This is a genomic window from Leifsonia xyli (assembly GCA_001647635.1).
Taxonomy (GTDB): domain Bacteria; phylum Actinomycetota; class Actinomycetes; order Actinomycetales; family Microbacteriaceae; genus Leifsonia; species Leifsonia xyli_A.
Window position 1 is genome coordinate 2,337,211 of the sequence record CP014761.1, and the last position, 21,183, is coordinate 2,358,393.

At 70.7% G+C, this 21,183-nt stretch carries 23 protein-coding genes and 1 pseudogene; 7 read left to right on the forward strand and 17 right to left on the reverse strand.

Features of this window, described 5'->3' with window-relative positions:
* Nucleotides 1-12 precede the first annotated feature (12 nt).
* From A0130_11495 to A0130_11525, 7 genes are all read right to left on the reverse strand, one after another.
* On the reverse strand, nt 13-567 hold the full coding sequence (locus A0130_11495) for a deaminase (GenBank protein ANF32213.1): 555 nt from the start codon (nt 565-567) through the stop codon (nt 13-15).
* 38 nt (nt 568-605) lie between these two features.
* Nucleotides 606-863: a hypothetical protein gene (locus tag A0130_11500; GenBank protein ID ANF32214.1), complete on the reverse strand. Its 258-nt coding sequence runs from the start codon at nt 861-863 to the stop codon at nt 606-608.
* A 133-nt stretch (nt 864-996) separates the two neighbouring features.
* Nucleotides 997-1,395 (reverse strand): MerR family transcriptional regulator, encoded by a 399-nt coding sequence (locus A0130_11505; GenBank protein ANF32215.1) that lies wholly within the window; start codon nt 1,393-1,395, stop codon nt 997-999.
* Between the two features lie 38 nt (nt 1,396-1,433).
* Complete coding sequence (locus A0130_11510; GenBank protein ID ANF32216.1) at nt 1,434-1,886, reverse strand: MarR family transcriptional regulator; 453 nt, start codon at nt 1,884-1,886, stop codon at nt 1,434-1,436.
* Nucleotides 1,887-1,908: 22 nt separating this feature from the next.
* Nucleotides 1,909-2,151: a hypothetical protein gene (locus A0130_11515; GenBank protein ID ANF32217.1), complete on the reverse strand. Its 243-nt coding sequence runs from the start codon at nt 2,149-2,151 to the stop codon at nt 1,909-1,911.
* A gap of 78 nt (nt 2,152-2,229) precedes the next feature.
* Complete coding sequence (locus A0130_11520; GenBank protein ID ANF32218.1) at nt 2,230-3,045, reverse strand: shikimate 5-dehydrogenase; 816 nt, start codon at nt 3,043-3,045, stop codon at nt 2,230-2,232.
* Nucleotides 3,046-3,066: 21 nt separating this feature from the next.
* Nucleotides 3,067-3,708: a lysine transporter LysE gene (locus A0130_11525; protein ANF33410.1), complete on the reverse strand. Its 642-nt coding sequence runs from the start codon at nt 3,706-3,708 to the stop codon at nt 3,067-3,069.
* Nucleotides 3,709-3,805: 97 nt separating this feature from the next.
* Here A0130_11525 and A0130_11530 point away from each other — a divergent pair, with 97 nt between their 5' ends.
* From A0130_11530 to A0130_11545, 4 genes are all read left to right on the forward strand, one after another.
* Complete coding sequence (locus tag A0130_11530) at nt 3,806-4,996, forward strand: ArsR family transcriptional regulator (protein ID ANF32219.1); 1,191 nt, start codon at nt 3,806-3,808, stop codon at nt 4,994-4,996.
* 98 nt (nt 4,997-5,094) lie between these two features.
* Entirely contained in the window at nt 5,095-6,642 is a 1,548-nt protein-coding gene (locus tag A0130_11535) for an ABC transporter ATP-binding protein (GenBank protein ID ANF32220.1), read from the forward strand.
* A 2-nt stretch (nt 6,643-6,644) separates the two neighbouring features.
* Entirely contained in the window at nt 6,645-7,988 is a 1,344-nt protein-coding gene (locus A0130_11540) for a sugar ABC transporter permease (GenBank protein ANF32221.1), read from the forward strand.
* Nucleotides 7,989-8,046: 58 nt separating this feature from the next.
* The gene (locus A0130_11545; protein ID ANF32222.1) at nt 8,047-9,144 is read left to right on the forward strand and encodes a sugar ABC transporter substrate-binding protein; all 1,098 of its coding nucleotides are present in this window, start codon (nt 8,047-8,049) and stop codon (nt 9,142-9,144) included.
* A 114-nt stretch (nt 9,145-9,258) separates the two neighbouring features.
* On the opposite strand, the gene A0130_11550 is transcribed toward A0130_11545, so the two are convergent.
* The 5 genes from A0130_11550 to A0130_11570 form a co-directional block, all read right to left on the reverse strand.
* On the reverse strand, nt 9,259-9,639 hold the full coding sequence (locus A0130_11550) for a hypothetical protein (GenBank protein ANF32223.1): 381 nt from the start codon (nt 9,637-9,639) through the stop codon (nt 9,259-9,261).
* A gap of 65 nt (nt 9,640-9,704) precedes the next feature.
* Nucleotides 9,705-10,640 carry a peptidase S1 gene (locus A0130_11555; protein ANF32224.1) on the reverse strand — a complete coding sequence of 312 codons (936 nt, stop codon included), beginning with the start codon at nt 10,638-10,640 and terminating at the stop codon, nt 9,705-9,707.
* A gap of 63 nt (nt 10,641-10,703) precedes the next feature.
* The gene (locus A0130_11560) at nt 10,704-11,009 is read right to left on the reverse strand and encodes a branched-chain amino acid transporter AzlD (GenBank protein ANF32225.1); all 306 of its coding nucleotides are present in this window, start codon (nt 11,007-11,009) and stop codon (nt 10,704-10,706) included.
* Nucleotides 11,006-11,746: a branched-chain amino acid ABC transporter permease gene (locus A0130_11565; protein ID ANF32226.1), complete on the reverse strand. Its 741-nt coding sequence runs from the start codon at nt 11,744-11,746 to the stop codon at nt 11,006-11,008. The genes A0130_11560 and A0130_11565 overlap by 4 nt, the downstream gene beginning before the upstream one ends.
* A gap of 31 nt (nt 11,747-11,777) precedes the next feature.
* On the reverse strand, nt 11,778-12,323 hold the full coding sequence (locus tag A0130_11570; protein ANF32227.1) for a TetR family transcriptional regulator: 546 nt from the start codon (nt 12,321-12,323) through the stop codon (nt 11,778-11,780).
* Nucleotides 12,324-12,411: 88 nt separating this feature from the next.
* Here A0130_11570 and A0130_11575 point away from each other — a divergent pair, with 88 nt between their 5' ends.
* Nucleotides 12,412-13,659, forward strand: a complete 1,248-nt coding sequence (locus A0130_11575; protein ID ANF32228.1) for an MFS transporter — start codon at nt 12,412-12,414, stop codon at nt 13,657-13,659.
* Here A0130_11575 and A0130_11580 read toward each other — a convergent pair.
* From A0130_11580 to A0130_11600, 5 genes are all read right to left on the reverse strand, one after another.
* On the reverse strand, nt 13,643-14,662 hold the full coding sequence (locus A0130_11580; GenBank protein ANF32229.1) for an NADPH:quinone reductase: 1,020 nt from the start codon (nt 14,660-14,662) through the stop codon (nt 13,643-13,645). The two genes, A0130_11575 and A0130_11580, sit on opposite strands and share 17 nt — an antisense overlap.
* A 40-nt stretch (nt 14,663-14,702) precedes the next feature.
* Nucleotides 14,703-15,890, reverse strand: a complete 1,188-nt coding sequence (locus tag A0130_11585) for a serine protease (GenBank protein ID ANF32230.1) — start codon at nt 15,888-15,890, stop codon at nt 14,703-14,705.
* Nucleotides 15,891-16,339: 449 nt separating this feature from the next.
* On the reverse strand, nt 16,340-17,029 hold the full coding sequence (locus tag A0130_11590) for a transporter (GenBank protein ANF32231.1): 690 nt from the start codon (nt 17,027-17,029) through the stop codon (nt 16,340-16,342).
* A complete protein-coding gene (locus tag A0130_11595) occupies nt 17,026-17,763 on the reverse strand; it encodes a hypothetical protein (protein ID ANF32232.1) in 738 nt (245 codons plus the stop codon). The genes A0130_11590 and A0130_11595 overlap by 4 nt, the downstream gene beginning before the upstream one ends.
* A 78-nt stretch (nt 17,764-17,841) precedes the next feature.
* On the reverse strand, nt 17,842-18,426 hold the full coding sequence (locus A0130_11600) for a hypothetical protein (protein ANF32233.1): 585 nt from the start codon (nt 18,424-18,426) through the stop codon (nt 17,842-17,844).
* 227 nt (nt 18,427-18,653) lie between these two features.
* Here A0130_11600 and A0130_11605 point away from each other — a divergent pair, with 227 nt between their 5' ends.
* Complete coding sequence (locus tag A0130_11605; GenBank protein ID ANF33411.1) at nt 18,654-19,259, forward strand: two-component system response regulator; 606 nt, start codon at nt 18,654-18,656, stop codon at nt 19,257-19,259.
* 7 nt (nt 19,260-19,266) lie between these two features.
* Nucleotides 19,267-20,942, forward strand: a pseudogene (locus A0130_11610) (hypothetical protein).
* Nucleotides 20,943-21,183: the final 241 nt, after the last annotated feature.

The following is a 21,183-nucleotide window of genomic DNA, read 5'->3' on the forward strand; positions in this document are numbered from 1 at the left end:
ACTGAGGTCTTGTCACCGAATGGCGTAGTGCAGACCCACCGCGCCGCCCGAGAACCGGCGTTCGTCGAGCAGCTCCAGGTCGAGCCGCAGACCGACAGGCAGCGCCGGCGTGCCGCCGCCGACCGAGACGGGGGAGAGGAACAGCCACACCTCGTCCACCAGTCCGGCGGCGAACGCCTGGGCCGCCAGAGTGGGGCCGCCGATCGAGACGTCCCGGTCGGAGTCCTCGACGAGACGCTGAACCTCTTCCGCGTCGAAGCGCCCGACCACGCGCGTCCGCGGCGTCGTCGGCTCGGCCGGCGACGACGAGAACACGACCTTGTCGGCGGCCTGCCAGATCGCCGCGTATTCCGCGTACACCCCGTCGTCGGCGGTCAGCGGCGGATCCTGCCAGAAGCGCATGGTCTCGTACATGCGACGGCCGTAGAGATAGGTACCGATCCCGCGCTCCAGATCGTTGACGAACGCGTGCAGCTCCGGTTCGGGCTCGGCCCAGTCGAAGGAGCCGGACGCATCCACGGTGTAGCCGTCGACCGAGGCGATGGCGGAGAAGATCAGGCGTCCCATGGCGCGACTCTAGAGCCGCGCATCCTCGGGGGCCAGCCTCAACCCACCTGCGGGAGGATCGCCCGAAGCGCTCGGAGCTCGTCCTGGAAGACCCAGGGCAGGGCGACGTTCAGCGCCAGCCCGATCCCGATGGTCAGCAGCACCAGCCCGGTCGCGACGAGCAGCAGCGTCACCGCCAGCTGGAGGTACGCGTTCCCGGTGACGGCGGCGAGCAGCCCCCGCGCTCGCCGCCGCACCGGTTCCGACGGCGATGCGAGCGTCGGTGCGGTTCGCACTCCGTGGCCCAGCGTCGTCATCGGTCTCCCCCTTCACGTCGAGGCCGGGGCGGATCGCCCGGCCGACGTCTTCGAGTCAACCGCGGGAGGGCGTGCCGGGGCATCGACCCCAGGTCGTGGGAGGGTCATTCCGGGGGATGATCTGCGGCGCGTCTCAGAGGGGAGTGACGGTGCAGCCGCAGCCGTGGGCGGGCTCCGGGATGCGGTCCTCCGCCCCGGCGAGCCGGCGGGCGAGCAGATCGCGGCGGCGCTCCAGCTGGGCGATGGCCGCATCCAGCTCGGCCAATCCGTCCCGGTACGCGTCCCGTGAGGCCGGGCACTCGTCGCTGTGGGCGTGGCCGGAGCCGAGGCAGTCGATGAACGGCCGCGCCTTCCCCGGCGGGATGCCCGTCGCCGCCAGCTCGCGGATCTCGCGCACCACCCGAAGGTGGTCGTCCCCGTAATCGCGGTAGCCGTTGCCGAGGCGCGCAGGGGAGACGAGCCCGAGCCGCTCGTAGTAGCGAACGGCCTTGACCGTGACCCCGGCCTGCTCGGCCAGTTCGCTGATGCGCATGTCGCCCTCCGCCGTCAGTGTCGACCCTGACCCCGGGGTCAGGCTCCAGCGGGCTCCGGGATGCGCGCTGCGGCGGCGATGATCGTGTGGAGGCTGGTGCGCAACTCGGCGAGTTCGCCGGCCGGCAGTCCCAGGCGCTCGACGATGCGACCCGGGATCTTCTCGGCCTCGGCCCGCAGTGCCCGCCCGCTCCCGGTCAGTCTGACCTCGAGAGCCCGCTCGTCGGCGGCGCTGCGCTTGCGTTCGACGTAGCCGATGGCCTCCAGCCGCTTGAGCAGCGGCGACAGTGTGGCCGGCTCGAGCGCGAGGGTGTCGCTCAGGTTCTTGACCGAGCGGGGCTCCTGCTCCCAGAGGGCGAGCATCACGAGATACTGCGGATGCGTCAGGGACAGCGGCTCGAGCACGGGACGGTACAGGGCGATGACGCTCCGGGCCGCCACGGCGAGGCCGAAGCACACCTGGTTCTCCAAGGCGAGGACGTCGTCTGACACCCGGCCATTGTATGGGCGCGAATCAGTACTCATCGGTGGTGCGCTCGACCCGCTCGCCCGTCGCCGGGTCGATGGTCTCGCGCCGCACCGTGGTCCGTGGGCGCCGCCGCAGGGCGAACGCCAGCGAGATCACGAACACCACGAGGCCCGCACCCATGAGGATGTAACCGGTCACCTTGAGGTCGATCCAGCTGACCTCCACCTGCAGGGCGAAGGCCAGGATGAGGCCGACGACGAAGATGAAGATGCCGCTTCCGATGCCCATGCGCCACGCTCCTTCACGTCCGTGGGCTCAAGCTACTCCCTGGACGCCGGGGCGCGCACCACACCCCGCCGCACCGGATCACTCGGCGCGCGAGAACTCCGAAGCGCGGGCGACCTGCTCCGGCGTCAGGGCGACGCCCGTGTAGCGCTCGAACTGCCGAGCCGCCTGAAGCGCGATCACCTCGGCGCCGGTGATGACCGGGGTGCCGGCGGCGCGGGCGGCCGTGATCAGCGGCGTCTCGGAGGGGAAGGCCACCACGTCGAACACCGTCGCGGCACGATCGATGAACGGCTGCGAGAAGGCGAGCTCCGACTCCTGTTCGCCGCGCATCCCTAGCGGCGTGACGTTGACGATGACGTCGAAGTCGGGCTCCGGGTCGTCCTGCACCCACCGGTAGTCGTAGCGCTCGGCGAGCGCCGGGCCGGCGTCCGTGTTGCGGGCCAGTACGGTGAGGTCGTCGAAGCCCGCGCCGCGGAACGCCGCGACGACGGCCTTCGCCATCCCGCCCGACCCGCGGACGAGCACGCTCTGAGAGGGATCGACCTCGTGCTCGGCGAGCAGCTGGGCGACCGCTTCGTAGTCGGTGTTGGACGCGGTGAGGAATCCGTCCTCGTTGACGACCGTGTTCACCGACTCGATCGCGACAGCCGACGCCTCGAGGTTGTCGACCAGCGGGATGATCGCCTCCTTGAAGGGCATGGACACCGAGCAGCCCCGGATGCCGAGCGCGCGGATGCCGCACACCGCGCCTTCGAGGTCGTCCGTGGTGAACGCCTTGTAGACGAAGTTCAGACCGAGCTCGTCGTACAGGAAGTTGTGGAACCGCGTACCGATGTTGCTGGGACGGCCGGCCAGCGAGATGCAGACCTGCATGTCCTTGTTCAGGATGGGCATGCTCCCATCATCGCAGGGGAGCTAGCCCTCCGCCCCGGCGACGATCGTCCCGATGCCGAGCGCCGCGAGGATGCCGGCGGAGATGCGCTCCAGGGCACGCGTGACACGCGGACGGCGCAGCCACGCGATCATGCGGGAGGCGAGCAGCGCGACCGCGATCAGGTAGAGCATGCCGATCAGCCCGTCGATCGCGCCGAGGAGGAGGGTCTCGCCGAAGCTCGCGTGCGCCGAGACGAACTGCGGCACCACCGCGATGAAGAACAGGCCGACCTTCGGGTTGAGCATGGTGGACAGCATCCCGGCGAGCAGGCTCGACGAGGAGCGGCGGCGCGGAGCGGGCAGCTCGGCCACGACCTCGCCCTGGCTGCGGCGCGCCTGACGCCGGCCGGCGATGAAGGCGGAGACCCCGAGGTAGAGGAGGTACAGACCGCCCGCGATCTTGACGATGCGGAACACCTCGGCCGACTGCTCCAGGAGCGCGGCCAGCCCGAAGCCGACCAGCGCGGCCCACACCAGCGACCCGATGGCCGTGCCCGCCGCCGCCGCGATGCCGTCGCGCGCCCGGCCCATGCTGTAGCGCAGCACGAGGAAGGTGTCCGGCCCGGGCGTCAGCGCGAGCACCAGGCACAGGCCGGCGAAGGCGAGCAGCGAGAGGATGGTCATGTGGAAGATCATAGGGATCGGGGTGTCACCTGATCGCGGGGTGGACGATTGCGTTCACAGCTTGACTCCAACACGTCGATCGTTCACGCTTGTCGTCATGACCGCCACTCAGGGGCTGATCCCCCGTGGCGCACGCAATCCCGGGTCGCAAGGCGCCTTGCGGCATCTGAACCAGGAACGACTCGTCGAGTTCCTCCTGGCCCACGGACCGTCGACCCAGGCAGAGCTGGCGCGCGGGACCGGCCTGTCCACCGCCACCGTGTCCAACATCGTCCGCGACATGGCGGCGAAGGGCGTCGTCGCGACCAGTCCGGTCACCTCCAGCGGCCGCCGCGCGCTGCTCGTGCAGCTCACCGACACCGGCGACATCGCGGTCGGCGTGGACTTCGGCCGGCGCCACGTGCGTATTGTCCTCTCCACCCTCGGCTACGACGTGATCGCCGAGGAGCAGGTCGCCCTCGAGCCCGGCTACGACGTGCTCGGCGCGGTGGAGGAGGCGGCGCGGCTGCTCGACCGGATGCTGGCCGACGGCGGTCACGACCGGGAGTCCGTGCTCGCCGTCGGCGTCGGTATCCCGGGCCCGATCGACCGGCGCACCGGCACGGTGCTGCAGGGCGCGATCCTGCCCGAGTGGGTGGGGATCACGCGGCGCGAACTGGAGGATGTGTTCGGCTTCCCGGTCGTCGTCGACAACGACGCCAATCTCGGCGCGCTCGCCGAGGTCACCTGGGGCGCGAACCGCGGGGAGCGCAACCTGATCTTCGTCAAGATCGGCACCGGGATCGGCGCCGGCCTCATCCTGAACGGCCAGCCGTACTACGGGTTCCTCGGCATCACGGGCGAGCTCGGGCACACGCCCGTCGCCGAGCACGGCGTCATCTGCCGGTGCGGGAACCGGGGCTGCCTCGAGACCGTCGCCTCCACCAGCGTCATGCTGGAGTCGCTCGGCCATGGCACCGGGGGCGGCCTGACGACCGCCGACATCCTGCGTCGCGGCCTCGCTCACGACCCGGCCGTGCTACGCGTCGTGAGCGACGCGGGCACCGCCATCGGCCAGGCGATCGGCAACATCGCCAACGTCATCAATCCCGAACTCGTGCTGATCGGCGGGCCCCTGGTCGGCCTCGGGGACGCGCTGCTCGACCCGATCCGGCGCGGCATCCAGCACAACGCGCTGCCGATCATCGCCGGCACCACGACCGTGCGCGTGTCGTCGCTGGGCGACCGAGCCGAGTCGTTGGGCGCCGCGGCCATCGTGATCCAGGGCGCACTCTCCGGTAACGACTGACCGTTATCGCATCGTTGTCTTCACTATTTGACGACAAGTGAGAACATAGCGTTTACTACTTAGGCACATCCATTACCCGAGCTCGAACAGGAGCGACGATGCCGTCGAACGCAGTCATCCTCGAGATGCGCGAGATCACCAAGGAGTTCCCTGGTGTGAAAGCCCTGGAGGATGTCTCCCTCACCGTGCACGCCGATGAGATCCACGCGATCTGCGGCGAGAACGGCGCGGGGAAGTCCACCCTCATGAAGGTCCTCTCCGGCGTCTACCCGTACGGCACGTACACCGGCGACATCGTCTACCAGGGCGAGGTCATGCGCTTCAAGGACATCAAGTCCAGCGAGCAGCAGGGCATCGTGATCATCCACCAGGAGCTCGCGCTCATCCCCGAGCTCTCGATCACCGAGAACATCTTCCTCGGCAACGAGCCGGGCCGCGGCGGCGTCATCAACTGGGGCGAGGCGAAGACCCGCGCCGTCGAACTCCTCGCCCGCGTCGGCCTGAGCGACGACCCTGACACGCAGATCAAGAACATCGGCGTCGGCAAGCAGCAGTTGGTCGAGATCGCCAAGGCCCTCAACAAGAACGTCAAGCTCCTCATCCTCGACGAGCCCACCGCGGCGCTGAACGAGGCCGAGTCGCAGCACCTCCTCGACCTCATCGTCGGGCTCAAGGGCCGCGGCGTCAGCTCGATCATCATCAGCCACAAGCTCAACGAGATCGAGCAGATCGCCGACGAGATCACGATCATCCGCGACGGCCACTCCATCGAGACGCTCAACGTCAAGGCGGACGGCGTCGACGAGGACCGCATCATCCGCGGCATGGTCGGCCGCACGCTCGAGAGCCGCTACCCGGAGCGCACGCCGAACATCGGCGAGACCTTCTTCGAGGTGCGCGACTGGGTCGTCCAGCACCCGCAGATCCCGGAGCGCCTCGTCGTCAAGAACTCCAGCTTCTACGTGCGCCGCGGCGAGATCGTCGGCTTCGCCGGCCTCATGGGCGCCGGCCGCACCGAGCTCGCGATGAGCGTCTTCGGCCGCTCCTACGGCAACTGGATCTCGGGCGAGATCTACAAGGACGGCCACAAGATCGAGGTGCGCAACGTCTCGGAGGCCATCGACAACGGCATGGCATACGTGAGCGAGGACCGCAAGGTGCTCGGCCTCAACCTGCTCGACGACATCAAGCAGTCGGTCGTCGCCGCCAAGCTGACGAAGATCGCCAAGCGCGGCGTGGTCGACGACCTGCAGGAGTACGCGGTCGCCGACGAGTACCGCAAGCGCCTCCGCATCCGCACGCCCGACGTCAACCGCGGCGTGAGCACGCTGTCCGGCGGAAACCAGCAGAAGGTCGTGCTGGCCAAGTGGATGTTCACCGACCCGGACATCCTGATCCTGGACGAGCCCACGCGCGGCATCGACGTCGGCGCCAAGTTCGAGATCTACGGGATCATCCAGCAGCTGGCCGCTCAGGGGAAGGGCGTCATCGTCATCTCCTCCGAGCTGCCCGAGCTGCTCGGCATCTCCGACCGCATCTACACGATCTTCGAGGGTCAGATCACCGCCGACTTCCCGATCGCGGAAGCGACCCCCGAGACGCTCCTGAAAAGCATGACATCCGCCAAGAAGAGGGTGACCCGATAACCATGACCACGCAGATCGCAGAGAAGAAGAAGTCCGGAGGCATCCGCGACCTCGGGAAGATGTTCGGCGGCGGGCAGTCCACAGGTCGCCAGTTCGGCATCCTGGGTGCGCTCGTCATCATCATCCTGTTCTTCCAGGTCGCCACCGGGGGCAAGACCCTCGACCCGGTGAACCTGATCAACCTCGTCAACCAGAACGTCTACGTCCTGATTCTGGCGATCGGCATGGTCATGGTCATCATCGCGGGCCACATCGACCTGTCGGTCGGTTCGGTCGCGGCGCTGGTCGGCATCGTGGTCGCGGAGGCGATGACGAACTGGAACGTGCCGTGGCCCCTCGCCATCGTGCTCGGCCTGCTCGTTGGCGTCGTGATCGGCGCCTGGCAGGGCTGGTGGGTCGCCTACGTCGGCGTCCCCGCGTTCATCGTGACCCTGGCGGGCATGCTCATCTTCCGCGGCCTCAACCAGCTGATCGGAAACGCGAACACCATCCCGGTGCCCGACGGCTTCACCTACATCGGCGGCGGCTTCCTCCCCGAGTGGGGCCCGAACACCGGCTACAACAACTCCACCCTGCTGCTCGGCCTGATCATCGCGGTCGTCATCGCGCTGATGGAGGTCCGGACCCGCCGCAAGCAGACCAAGATGGGCTCCGAGAAGGCGCCGCTCTGGGTCAGCGTGTTCAAGGTCGTCATCCTCGACGCCGTCGTCGTCTACGCCGCCGTGCTGTTCGGCAGCGGACGGGTGGGCACCTCGTTCCCCGTCGCCGGTGTGATCCTCGGCGTGCTGATCATCCTCTACTCGTTCATCACGCGGAACACGATCTTCGGTCGTCACATCTACGCGGTCGGCGGCAACTCGCACGCCGCTGAGCTGTCGGGCGTCAAGATCCGCCGGATCAACTTCTTCGTCATGATGAACATGTCGGTCCTCGCCGCTCTGGCCGGCATGATCGCCGTCGCCCGCTCGGTGTCGTCCGGCCCGCAGGACGGCCTCGGCTGGGAGCTCGACGCGATCGCCGCCGTCTTCATCGGTGGTGCCGCGGTCTCTGGCGGTATCGGTACCGTCGCCGGCTCCATCATCGGTGGTCTGGTCATCGCCGTCCTGAACAACGGCCTCCAGCTGCTCGGCGTCACCTCCGACAAGGTCCAGATCATCAAGGGCCTGGTCCTGCTCATCGCGGTCGGCATCGACGTCTACTCCAAGCGCCGCGGCGGTCCCTCGCTCATCGGCAGGATGTTCAACCGCGACAAGACGCAGCGCATCGACGCCGCGGCTGAGGACAAGCCCGCCGTCCTTCCGACCGGCGACCAGGCCGAGGACTCCTCGAGGTCTCTCACCTCGTAGGTCCCTTTCGCTTCACCTCCTACCTGCAACACCCCACACACAGAGAAAGTAGATAGCAATGCGCAAAATCGCACTCGCGACAGTGGCCGTCGCAGCTGCCACCGCGCTCGCCCTGACCGGCTGCTCCGGCAGCGGCCGTGGCGGCTCGGGCGACGGTTCCTCCGCCTCCGGCTTCGCCAAGGACGCCACCATCGGCGTCGCCCTCCCGACCAAGACGTCGGAGAACTGGGTTCTCGCCGGTGGCCTCTTCGAGGACGGCCTCAAGTCGGCCGGCTTCAAGGGCGACGTGCAGTACGCCGGTGGCTCGGGTGTCTCCGACCAGCAGTCGCAGATCCAGTCGATGATCACCAACGGCGCCAAGGTCGTCATCATCGGCGCCGTCGACGGTGGCCAGCTCGCCGCGCAGGCCAAGGCCGCGCACGACGCCGGCGCGACCGTCATCGCGTACGACCGCCTCATCCTCAACACGAACGACGTCGACTACTACGTCGCGTACGACAACGAGAAGGTCGGCGAGCTGCAGGGCCAGGCCCTGCTCGACGGCATGGCGAAGAAGTACCCGGGCAAGAAGAACTTCAACATCGAGCTCTTCTCCGGTTCGCCGGACGACGCCAACTCGAAGGTCTTCTTCGACGGCGCCATGAAGATCCTCGAGCCGAAGATCAAGGACGGCACCCTGAAGGTCGTCTCGGGCCAGACCGAGATCAAGCAGACCTCCACCCAGGGCTGGCTGCCGGCGAACGCGCAGACCCGCATGGACACCCTGCTCGCCGCCAACTACGGCTCGACCGAGCTCGACGGCGTCCTGTCGCCGAACGACACCCTGGCCCGCGCCATCATCACCTCGGTGAAGGGTGCTGGCAAGCCCGTCCCGATCGTCACCGGTCAGGACTCCGAGGCCGAGTCGGTCAAGTCCATCATGGCGGGCGAGCAGTACTCGACCATCAACAAGGACACCCGCAACCTGGTCAAGCAGGCCATCGACATGGTCAAGGACCTGCAGCAGGGCAAGAAGCCGGCCGTGAACGACGACAAGTCGTACAACAACGGCAAGAAGGTCGTCCCGGCCTACCTGCTGAAGCCGGTCATCGTCACCAAGGAGAACGCGGCCGAGGCGTACGCCAACGACCCGAGCCTGGAGCCGCTGACCAAGTAACTCCCGTTCGCACGCTCGTGTGAACAATGAAAGGGCCCGGAGCGAGATCGCTCCGGGCCCTTTCCCGATCCGTCCCCCGACTGGATCGGTCCCCCTGGCCGAGACACTGACAGGTTAGGGGCGCCGGGCCGGCTGCGGCATCCGGGCCAGCACGGATTCAGGAGTGCGGCGAAGCGCAGCCCGGTAGTAGCGCACCAGCTCGGAGGCCGCCGGACGCTGGACCGCCATCGCCCCCGCGTCGGTGCGGCGGGCGGCGAGGTGGTGGCGCCAGGACTCCGCCGCGCAGCGGTGGTCCCACGCCACGGCGGCCGCGGCCTCGAGGGTGCGGCACCACCCGATGAGCTCGCGGCCCGCGGAGGTCGGCGCCCAGGTGACCACGCGGAACCAGATGTCGGGCCGGTTCGGGTCGCCGAACGCGAACCGCCGGATGACGCCGTACGGCGTGCCGAGCGCCCCCTGGCGGAGCAGCCACTCGGTGGGCTGCGCATTCGCCACCGGGTGCCAGGATGCGCTCACGGCGTCACGTTACGGGGCGCCGCCGACACCCCGGGGTCGCAGGATCAGGCGACGAGCTCCTGCGGCAGCACCACCACATCCACCAGGGCGCCGTTGCGCCAGAGGGTGAGCTCCATCCGGCGCCCGATGGCCCGCTCGACCATGAGACGCTGCAGGCCGGTCGGGTCGACCACGGGGATGCCGTCGAGAGATACCACGATGTCGCCGGGCCGCGCTCCGGCCTCCGCGGCCGGGCTGCCGGCCACCACCGTGGCGATGCGGATGCCCATGGGCGCGCCGACCTTCGCGGCCGCCTCCGGAGTCAGCCGGACCTTCGTGCCCGCGACGCCCAGCCACGCGCGCCGGACACGGCCCGCCGTCTTCAGGGACTCCACGATCTCGAGCGTGCTCGCGTTGATGGGGACCGCGAGCCCCAGGCCGACGCCCGCGACGGCGGTGTTGACGCCGACCATCCGGCCGGCGCTGTCGGCGAGCACGCCGCCGCTGTTGCCGGGGTTCAGGGCGGCGTCCGTCTGGATGACCTCGTCGATGACGCGTCCCGACGCCGTCGGCAGCGAGCGGCCCAGCGCCGACACGATCCCCGCGGTCACGCTCCCTGCGAGGCCCAGCGGGTTGCCGAGGGCCACGACGAGCTGCCCGACGTGCAGGCGCGCCGCGTCGCCGAGGCGCAGCGGCGGGGGAGTGGCGCCGCGGGCCCGCAGGACGGCGAGGTCGGAGAGGGGGTCGGTCCCGACGACGTCGGCGTCCACGGTCGTGCCGTCGGCGAAGGCGAGCTCAGTGCCGGTCGCCCCCGCCACGACGTGGGCGCTGGTGAGCAGGTGCCCGTCGGCGCTGATGACCGACGCGCTCCCCGCCCCGGCGCCGGAGCGCGTGCGGACGGACACGGCCGCGACCGACGGCAGCACCGTCTCCGCGACCCTCACGACGGCGGCCGAGTAGGCGTCCAGCGCCGCCCGGTCGTCCACCTCGTCCTCGTACATGGCATCAGTGTCGCTCCGGCGAGAGCGTTGTGGCGCGGCGGTTCGCCCACGGCGGACGAGGTTTCAGGTGAACAGCCGGATGAGCGCCGCGACCACCGCGGCGGCCGGCACCACGACGATGAACGGCACCCGCAGTGCGTACAGGCCGGCGGCGATGGCGACGGCCGGCAGCCTGGCGTCGAGCTGCAGCGACTGTCCGGCGCCGAGCGTCTGCACGCAGATCAGCGCCGCCAGCAGCGCCGCGGTCAGCAGGTCGCTGACCCGCGCGACGGTGGGATGGTCGAGCGCCTTGGGCGGGACCAGCCAGCCGACCGCCTTGAGGCCAAGCACGGCGATCGACGCGAGCAGGATGACATGCCACGTGGTCACGGCTCCACCTCCCGCTCCATCGGGATCGCCTCGGGATGCGGCGTGTCGTCGCGGCGGCCGAAGACGTTGAGCACGCCGAGCACGATCGCGACGAGCGCGGCGGCGAGCACCGGGAGCCCGGGCATGAGGAACGGTGTCAGCAGCGTGGCGACGAAGCCGCCCGCGACAGCCACCGCCTGCGTCTGGCGCGCCTTCAGCCGCGGCCACAGCAGGCCGAGGAACGCGGCCGCGGCCGCCGCATCCAGTCCGTACGCCTTGACGTCGCCGATCAGGTTGCCGAGCAGCGCGCCGGCCAGCGTCATGATGTTCCAGCCGATGAAGACGACCAGACCGGTGACCCAGAACCCGATCCGCTGCGCCCGCGGCTCGGTCTGCGCGGTCGCGACCGCGGTCGACTCGTCGATGGTGAGCTGAGTGGCACCGGCCCGCCGCCAGAAGCCGGGGCCGATGATGCGCGACAGGCGGAGCGCGTAGAAGGAGTTGCGCACGCCGAGGAGAGCGGCGCTCGCGATCGCGGTGCCGCCCGCGGCGGCACCACCCGAGGCCAGCACGCCGATCAGCGCGAACTGCGAGCCGCCGCTGAACATCACGAGGCTGAGGACGCATGCCTGCCAGACGTCGAGCCCGGATGCGGTGGCGAGGGCGCCGAACGAGATGCCGTAGAGAGCGGTCGCGATGCCGACGGCCCAGCCGGAGCGGGCCGCGGCGCGTTCCTCGCTGGTCCGTTCCTCAGGCATCGCCTCCCGACATTACCGGTTGGCGGTGGGGTCAGCGGAAGAGTCGGGCGACCAGATGTTCGGCCGTGGAATCGTCCAGCGTCCAGGGGAGGAAGATGACGCGGTAGATGACCGGCGCGATCACGACGTCGAGGATGTCGTCGGCCGTGACTCCCGAGTCCGGGTAGCGGTCGAGCAGCAGGTTGGCCTCGACGCGGCGGTTGCGCAGGCAGTACGACTGCTGCTCGCCGGCCGCGGATGCGCCCCCGCGCAGCAGCGCGGCGTTGACCGGCTTGCGGTAGTGCTCGACGATCTCGCGCGTCCACGCCGTCAGGTCGGCGCGCAGGTCGCCGTTGGCCGGCAGGGGGCGCTCGGGGTCGAGCCGGTAGGTCGCGATGTCGTTGATCAGGGTCGGGAGGTCGCCCCAGCGACGGTAGATGCTGGTCGGGTTGACGCCGGCGCGCTCGGCGATCATCGGGACGGTGACCTTGTCCTGACCCTTCTCCTCGACGAGCTCTTCGACGGCCGTGCGCACGTTGTGGATGACCGCAGCGCTGCGGCCTCCCGTGCGCTTGGCCGGTGTGGTCGTCGTTTCCATGGGAATAGCTTAACGCAAATATTGTTGCTTTTTCCTGGACCCGCCTCTATGCTCGCAAAAGCAACCAAAATTGCTTTAAGGAGTCGACATGACTACAGCCGAGACCCGCACCGGTGGGATGCTCGCCGTGAGGCCCGCCGCGGCCCGGCGCACGCGCGGTTTCCGCCTCCGCCCGGCGGCCGCCTTCGCCGGCACCGCCCTGACCTTCGTCGCCGTGGCGCTCGCCGTTGGCGCGCCCAGCCCGCTCTTCGTGCTGTACCAGCAGGAGTGGGGCTTCCAGCCGTGGCTGCTGACCGTCGCCTTCGCGATCTACGCGGTGACGCTCCTCATCACCCTCCTCGTCGCGGGCTCGCTCTCCGACCACATCGGCCGGCGACCCGTCCTGATCGCCGCGCTCGCGCTGCAGGTCGTGGCGATGCTGGTCTTCCTCTTCGCGCCGGACATCGGCTGGATCATCGGCGCCCGCTCCGTTCAGGGCGTCGCGACCGGCGCGGCGATGAGCACCTTCACCGCCGCCCTGGTCGAGCTGGCGCCCGAGCGTCAGAAGAAGCTCGGCGCGACCATCGGCAGCACCGCCCCGGTCGGCGGCATCTCGATCGGCGCGTTCCTGACCGGAGCGGCGGTGCAGTTCGTGCCGCAGCCGACGACACTCGTGTTCGTCACGCTCGCGGTGCTGTTCGCCGCCGGCATCCTGGTCATCGTCGCGTCCCCCGAGACCGTCGAGCGACGTCCGGGCGCGGTGCGTTCGCTCATCCCGCGGCTGCTCATCCCGCAGGCCGCGCGGCGCGAGTTCGTCGGGGCGATCCCGCTCTTCCTCGCGACCTGGATGCTCGCGGGCCTCTTCATCGGGCTGTCGCCGTCCATCCTCCACGGCGTCTTCCACCTCGACAGCGGCCTCCTCAACGGAGCCATCGTGGCCGTCCCGCCCGCCGTCGGCGCGATCGCCGGCCTGCTGCTGACCCGCGCCGTGGCGCGGACCACCGTGGTGTGGGCGATGGCGGCGATCTTCGTCGGCGTCGCGGTGGCCGCGGTCGCCATTGCGGGCGCCGTTCTCCCGCTGCTCTTCGTCGGCGCGACCGTCGCCGGCGGCGGATTCGGCGCCGGCTTCTCAGCCATGCTGCGCATCCTCGCCCCACTCGCACCGAACGACCAGCGCGCCGAGCTCTTCGCGGGAGTGTTCCTCGTCAGCTATCTGGCCTACGGGATTCCGGCGCTGGTCGCGGGCGAGCTGATCGGGGCGATCGGGCTGCTGCCGACCGCCCTCGGCTATTCGGCCGCGATCGCGATCGCCGCGGTGGTCGCCCTTGTGGTGCAGGCGGTCAAGCCACGTCGATGAGCACCTTGCCCACGGCGCCGTTCTCGACGGCGTCGTGGGCGGCCGCGGTCTCGGCGAGCGGGAAGCGCGTGATGGGGAGGCCGTGCTCCACTCCCACGCGGAGGGCCCCGTCCGCCGCCGCCGCGGCCACCGCCCGCACGGCGGCGTCCTTCGTCTCCGGGGCCACCGTGTAGGTCAGCACGAACTGCCAGCGCAGGTTCTTCGACATGCTCGGCCGCACCGGGATCGTCACCGAGTCGGCGCCCGGGCTGTCGGCGTAGCTCGCGATGGTGGCGTTCGTGCCGGTCACCTTGACATCGAGGTCGGCGTTCGCGGAGACGTTCACCTCGACCACGATGTCCACGCCGCGCGGAGCGAGAGCGCCGATCGCCTGCGCGGTGTCGGGCTCCGTGTAGTTCACGACGTGATGTGCACCGGCCGCGCGGGCCAGCTCCGCCTTGTCATGGCTGCTGACCGTGGCGATGACCGTCGCGCCGGCCCACACCGCGAGCTGGATGGCCGCATGGCCGACCGCCCCCGCGCCTCCCGCGACGAGCACGGTCCGGCCGTCGAGCGACCCCGGCGCGAGCTCCGTCGGCGCGTGCTCGTAGGAGGTGAGCGCGCGGTGCGCGGTGAGCGCCGGGATGCCCAGTGAGGCTCCCTCGTCGAAGGTCACGTCGTCGGGCAGCGCCACCACCTGCCGCTCGGGCAGCACCACCAGCTCCTGGGCGGTGCCGTCGGGGCGCTGGTAGGCGGCATCCCACACCCACACCCGGTCTCCGGGCGCGAACGCGGTCACGCCGTCGCCGACCTCGTCGACGACTCCCGCGCCGTCCTGGTTCGGCACCTGCGGCCGCGGCAGCTCCTTCGCGCCGCTGCCCTTCCGCGCCTTCCAGTCGGTCGGATTGACGCCGGAGACATGGATGCGCACGCGCACCTCCCCCGGTCCGGGATGCGGCTCCTCGCGCTCGCCGAGGGTGAGGACATCGGAGTCGCCGGTGGCGGAGTAGGTCACAGCCTTCATGGCACCAGCCAACCATGTCCGGCGGCGGGTTTCGAGGGGATCAGCCGGCGGTGCACGCCCCGGAGCTGATGGGGGTCGAGCCGACCGACGACAGCACCGGGCGCAGCTCGGTCAGCGTGAGTGCATAGCCCGTGTCGGCGTCGGTCGCACTGCGGGCGAAGACGACGCCCGCGACCTGCCCGTTCGCATCGAGCAGCGGTCCGCCCGAGTTGCCGGGTCGGACGCTGCCGCGCAGGGAGTAGATGTCGCGGTCGACGCTGCCGCTCTGGTAGATGTCGGTGCCGCGGGCGGTCACGCGGTCGCGGACGCGCTGCGGCGAGATCGTGAACGGTCCGTCACCGGGGTAGCCGGCCGCGTAGGCCGCGGCGCCGGCGGTGAGGTCAGGGCCGATGTCGAGCGGGGCGGCGTTCAGATCGGTGACGTCGAGCACGGCCAGGTCGCGGGACGGGTCGAAGGCGATCAGCGTCGCCCGCTCTACCGAGGTGCTGCCCGACTCGCGGACGACGACGGAGGAGGCTCCCGCCACCACGTGCGCATTGGTCACGACCCGACCGCGCTGCACGACCCATCCACTGCCTTCCGAGTCGAGGCCGCAGGCGGGCTTGGAGGCAAGCACGGTGACCACGGACTGCTCGGCGCGCGAGACGGCGGCGGGGATCGACGGGTCCGGCTCGGGGACGGCGCGGATCGTCTCGCCGCCCTCGAAGACCTTCGGCAGCCCGGCGCCGGCGAGGGCGTCGTCCATGGCGCCGAGCACGGTGGACGACGGGAGCGGCGCGACGCTGTTCAGGGTCGCCACCACCCGCGACGAGCTGGCCGCCTGCACGACGGTGGCCAGGCTGGTCGCCATGGCGAACCCGGCAAGCAGCCAGACGACGACCGCCCAGGTGGCCAGCCCGAGGACGGCCCCGACGAGCGAGTCGAGCCAGCGCACCGGGCCGTGGCGCAGCACCTTGCCGACGATGGAGGCGAGCGCGCCGGTGAGGGCGTACACGACGCCGGCGCAGACGAGGATCACGACACCGGCGACGACGGACCGCTGGGTCACGCCGCCCAAGCCGGCGTCGGCGAACCAGCCGACGACGACCGGCGCCAGCATCAGGCCGAGCCAGAGTCCGACGCCCAGGCCGATGAGGGTGCCGGCGGAGCGGATCGCACCCTTGGCCCATCCTGCGGCGATCGCCAGGACGCCGAGCACCACGAGCACGACGTCGACCACGATCTCCACGGGGGCCACATTGCCCCACGAGACTGGACGACTGCTCAACCAGGGCTAAGAGGGTACCGTCCTGTGCCAAGAGAGAAGGAGGCCGCGATGTCCGATCCCCGCGCCAACGGCGACGACGAACGAGAAGACCTCGACCCGGGGGAGCGCCAGTACACGAGCGCCGACCTCACGGCGCACGACCCCGAGGAGGGCCAGATCCACGAGGAGGGCGAGGAGCCCGCTTAGAGCCGGCCGTCTTCCTCGTCTCCGTCGTCGACGGAATCGGGGGCAGGCTGCGGGGCCGGCACGATGTCCGGATCCATCTGCTCCTCGGGGACGACGTCCGGGAAGTCGGCGGTCTGCTGGTCGCTCTGTCTGGCCATGCGCGAACGTTACGCCTGCGGGCCGGGCGCGGATAGTCCCGACAGGACGGCTTCGCAGCTCGGCGCCGGAGGCGTAACGTTCACCGCTCAGGCTGTGGAGTCGGACCCGCCCTCCGGGCCGGCGGGCGGCTTGCGTCGCGCCGTGAGCAGCGCGATCACCACGCCGACGACCGCCAGCAGCACGATCCCGATCGCGATGCCGATGACGAGCCCCACGTCGGTGCCGTTCGAGGCCGCCGTCGGCTGGGGTGTGGATGCGGTGGCCGTCGCCTGCGCAGCGGAACCGCCTCCCGAACCGCCCGCCTGCGGGGTCGCCGCAGCACTCGGCGTGGATTTCGCACCGCACGGCGACGTCTCGGACCCTGGGGCGGCCGGCGCGCCCGCAGGCGGCTGATACGTGAACGCGTACGACGACGACACGGTGTGACCGTCGGCCGACACCACCTGGTAGGTGACCGTGTACGAACCCGCAGGTCCGAGCGCCACCGGGGCGCTCACCTTCGTATCGGCGACGGTCGCGCATCCCGTCTCGAAGTGACGCGCCTCGGTGCCCGGTCCCGTGACGGTCAGCAGATTCGTCGAGCCGTCGCCGGACAGGTCGAGCACGCGGTCGTTGAACGTGACGGTGACCGACTGCGGAGGCGTCGTCACGGTGGCGTCGGCGGCCGGGTCGCTGCCGACCACGTAGTCGTGGGCGGTCGCGACCGAGGCGGGCACCAGGACGAGAGCGGCGACCGCGGCGATGCCGGCGGCCCCGGCGAGCAGCCTGGTCCTCATCCCTGCACCTTACGCGAGGCGCCGCGTCCGGCGCGGGTGAGGGCGAAGACCGCGATGACCAGGGCGATCGCACCCAGCGCGAGGCCGCCGACGCCGAGGGCGATCGAGACGACCGTGGCGGTCGTGCCCGAATCGGAGGCCTGCGGCTTCGGCGAGTCGGTCGCCAGCAGTGCGGCGGACCCGTCTTCGGCCGGCGCCGGGCTGTCGATGTACAGCGTCGGCGCCGGGTGCTCGGGCTCCTTGCCGGAGGCCGGGGTCAGCTGATCCCAGTCGACGACCGTGCCGTCGGAGTAGTACTGGTGCGTCGGGAGCTCCACCGATCCGGTGTCGGGCACGGCGCCCGCCGAGATGGTGAACCGCTGGAACTGCCCCGGCGCGACCTGCACTCCGCTGTCGGCGGTCCAGGTCACCCGGATGGGCGCCTCGGTGATCGTGCCGTCGTCCGTCTTGACCGGCTTCGCGAGCTTCTCGGTGTCGACGGTGGTGGTCCATCCGGCGAGCGGGAGGTAGCTGACCGAAGTGAACGGCGTGGCCGTCGGCAGGTCGACGACCAGCTTGACGGTACCGGCCGTGGCCGACTCGGTCGGCACCTTGAACGTGAGGTCGGTGTAGCTGCCGGGCGCGGCTTGGTCGGGGTCGACGTGGACGTGCGCGCTGGCCGCGAGCGGCGCGGACAGCAGGAGCAGAGCGGTGGAGGCCGCCGCGACGGACGCGGCGAACGTGGACTTCTTCATGGGTTTCCCTTGAGCGATCGGATCGTCGGTGAGCGCTGTGCGCGCGTGACCGGCAGCGTCCGGAGGCTCCGGAAGCTGTCAGAACGCGCGGGCGAGCGCCGGCGGTCCGCGGTGGCGCGGGCGGGCGAGCGGCAGGCCGAGGTCGTGCAGCCGCGCAGGCTCGGCGGTCGCGACCGGGCTGACGACGGAGCGCACCGGCACCGGCAGGGCGACCAAGCGGTCCGCCGCTCGGGTGGCGCGCACCCGCGCTGTGCGGAACAGTCCCCAGAACGCCTGCTCCCCGAAGCGCAGCGCCACGACCGTGACCAGCACGGCCGAGGCGTGCGTGAGCCACATCGACGGGCTGAGGTCGGACGTGTGCGCGGTCGGCATCGCACCGCTCGTCATGACGAGGTGCATCCCGGCGTGCAGATGGCTCATCCCGCCCGGAGCGGTGAACCGCGCACTCCCCTCGCCGAGCGAGAACAGCGCGTGGAACAGGAACTGACTGAGGCCGACCGCCACGACCAGGCGCCAGAGCGAGAGCCGCCGAGCGGTCAGGGCGATGGACGCGAGGGTCGCGAACGCCAGGCTGAGCGCGAGCGCGACCGGCCCCGGTGCCGCGCCTCCGCCAGCGACGTGGAACAGCGCGGCGACGAAGATCGCGGTCGTCGAGGCGAGCATGCCGCGACAGACGCGAGCCCACCTCGATCCCATGCGCATCCTCCGTGTCGAAAGGCTGTTCGTCGCCAGTCTACGGAACGGATGTCGCGGGTCCTGTTCGCAGCGAGCACGGGACCACTTCTGGGGTGACGTGGACAGACCGACCGGACTGTCCACCGCGTTATCCTGTGCGCATGGCGGTGGACACATGGCGGCGGCGGGTGCTGGTGGTGGAGGACCACGCCCTGATGCGATCGCTTGTTGTGGACGCCTTCGCACAGCGCGGTTTCGACGCCGCTGGGGCGGCCGACGCCGCCGCGGCTCTGGAGCTCGCGCAGACGACCGACCCCGATCTCCTGGTCACCGACATCGATCTGGGACGCCGGCCCAACGGTGTCGAGCTGGCGACCATCCTTCAGCAGCGTGCTCCGCACGTCGCGGTGATGTTCCTGAGCAACCTGTCGCGGGACGCGGCTGCCGCCCAGGCGCGGAGCACCGTCATGCACGCCTCCTTCGTCAACAAGGGGGCCGTGGAGTCGGTGGAGGAGCTCGTCGACGCCGCCGAGGCCGTGCTCGCCGACCGGCCGGTCGCCCGCGAGCACGTGGGAACGGACGCGCGATCCCGCCTGCTGGCGCTGACCGCGGCGCAGCTCGAGACGACGCGGCTGCTCGCAGCGGGGCTGACCAACGCGGAGATCGCCCGGCGACGCAACGTGACCGTCCGCGCCGTGGAGAAGAGCGTCGAGCGCGTGTTCGCGGCGCTCGGGCTCGCGGGCGGCGAGCGGACGACGCCGCGGGTGGCCGCGGCGACCCTGTACGCGGCGACCTTCGGCGATCCGGCGACCGGGCTCTGACCGGCGGATGACGACGTTCCGCCGCTCGGTCGCACGTTCGTACGGCCCGTATGCGATCACCTGGTGGACGTGGCTGCTCACCCTGCCCTTCGCCCTGACGGTGATGTCCGGACTCCAGTACGTGACCGGCGGACCGCTCGCGGTGCTCGCCGTCGCCGCCCTGCAGCACGCGATCCTCGGCGGAGTGCTCCTCCTCGGCGTGGTCGTGCTGCGCGAGGTCCGGGGACGCGGGCGCCCGCTCGCCGTGTACGCGGTCTTCGCCGTGGTCGGCGCGGTGCGTCCGCTGTTGTTCCTCGAGGCCGGCGGTCTGCTCGGGATTCCGGTCGCCCCCGGCGATCTGGCCGGCCGGATCGTCGTCAATCTGGTGGTCTGCGGCGTGGTCTTCGCGCTGATCGCCGTCGGGGTCGACGTGGTGCACGAGCATCGCGGGGTGTTCCGCCGCCTCCGGGCGGCGCAGCGCGCCTCGGAACTCGATGTCGAATGCGCGGCGGAGAGGCTCCGCCGACTGCGGAGCACCGCGGTCGACGAGGTGCTGTCGGCGATGGAGGAGGCGGCCGCCGCCGTTTCCGTGGAGCGCCTGGAACCGCGCGAAGCGGCCCGCGTGCTACGCGAACTCGCCGAAGACGTCGTGCGACCGGCGAGTCATCGCGTCTACAGCGACGAGCTGGCCCAGGACATCCCCGACGCTGAGCCGCTCGGCCGCGGCGAGTGGTCCGGCTCGGTGATCGGCGGGATGCGCGCCGCGCCCCCGTCAACACCGCGCTGCTGTACAACGCGCTGGTCGTGCCGTTCGGGCTAACGCTGTTCGGGCCGTGGAGCCTCCTCCCGCTCGCGAGCGGTTTCGTGGTCCTCCTGGCGGCGGGTGCCGCCGCGACCGCGGTGCCGCTGCCCTCGCGGCCCTCGCTGCGACTCGGAACGCTCGTCCTGCTCTCCGCCTCGGTCGGCATCCTTCTGGCCGCGGCCAGTGCGCTGGGTCTGGCGCTGACCGGCCAGGACGAGGCGTCGGCCTGGTTCGAGGCGCTCACGTACCCGGTCATCGCGCTGGGCGTCGCCCTCGTGTCGTCGCTGTCGCAACGCGTCCGCAGCGACCAGGCCGAGCTGGAGCAGGCCCTGCAGGTCAACATCGGCGCCGCCGCGCGGATCCGCGCCGAATACGACCGCGAGCGCGCATCCCTCGCCCGGCTCCTGCACGCGGGCGTGCAGTCGGAGCTGATCGCCGGCGCGCTCGCCCTGACGGCCGGGGCCGCCGACGGCTCGCACACCGCCGCCCTGCGCATCGCCGAGGTCGTCGGCCGGGCACGGGATGCCCTTCGCGGCGGTCGCGAGGAACCACATGCCGCCGACGAGGTCCGTGCCCTCGTGGAGAGCTGGTCGTCGGCGATCGAGCTCCGCGCTCGCTATGGGGACGACGTGTGGCGGCGCCTGGCCGACCCGGCACGAGCCTCCGCCGTCGTCGACGCCGTCTCCGAAGGACTCGCCAACGCGGTCCGCCACGGGGACGGCTCCCTCGTCGAGGTCGAGCTGCGGGCGAGCGGACGAGACGGCGTGGAGGTCGTGATCGCCTCCGGCGGAAGCCTCGACACGCGCGGCCCGGGCATCGGTCTGCGACAACTCGCAGAGCGCGGGACCGTCGCACTCCGCGAGCTCGCCGGGCGTGTCGAGCTCACCGTCGCCATCCCCTGACCGGCGGCTGGGAACGGCGTCGTACCAGCCGTACCGCGCGGTGCCCCATCGCCTCGGCGCACCTAGATTCTCAAGGGACGGCGCCTTCCCGCCGCCATGGTTCCGGATGGGGGCCCCTGCGTGACCCGAACGCGCGGGATGAGCCCCCGGCCGGGATCTATTCGTCTGCATTGATGGAACATCCAGACGAAATCGGGTAGAAAAGAACGTACGCTTTCGCGCCGTCCCGGTGCGTCGACCC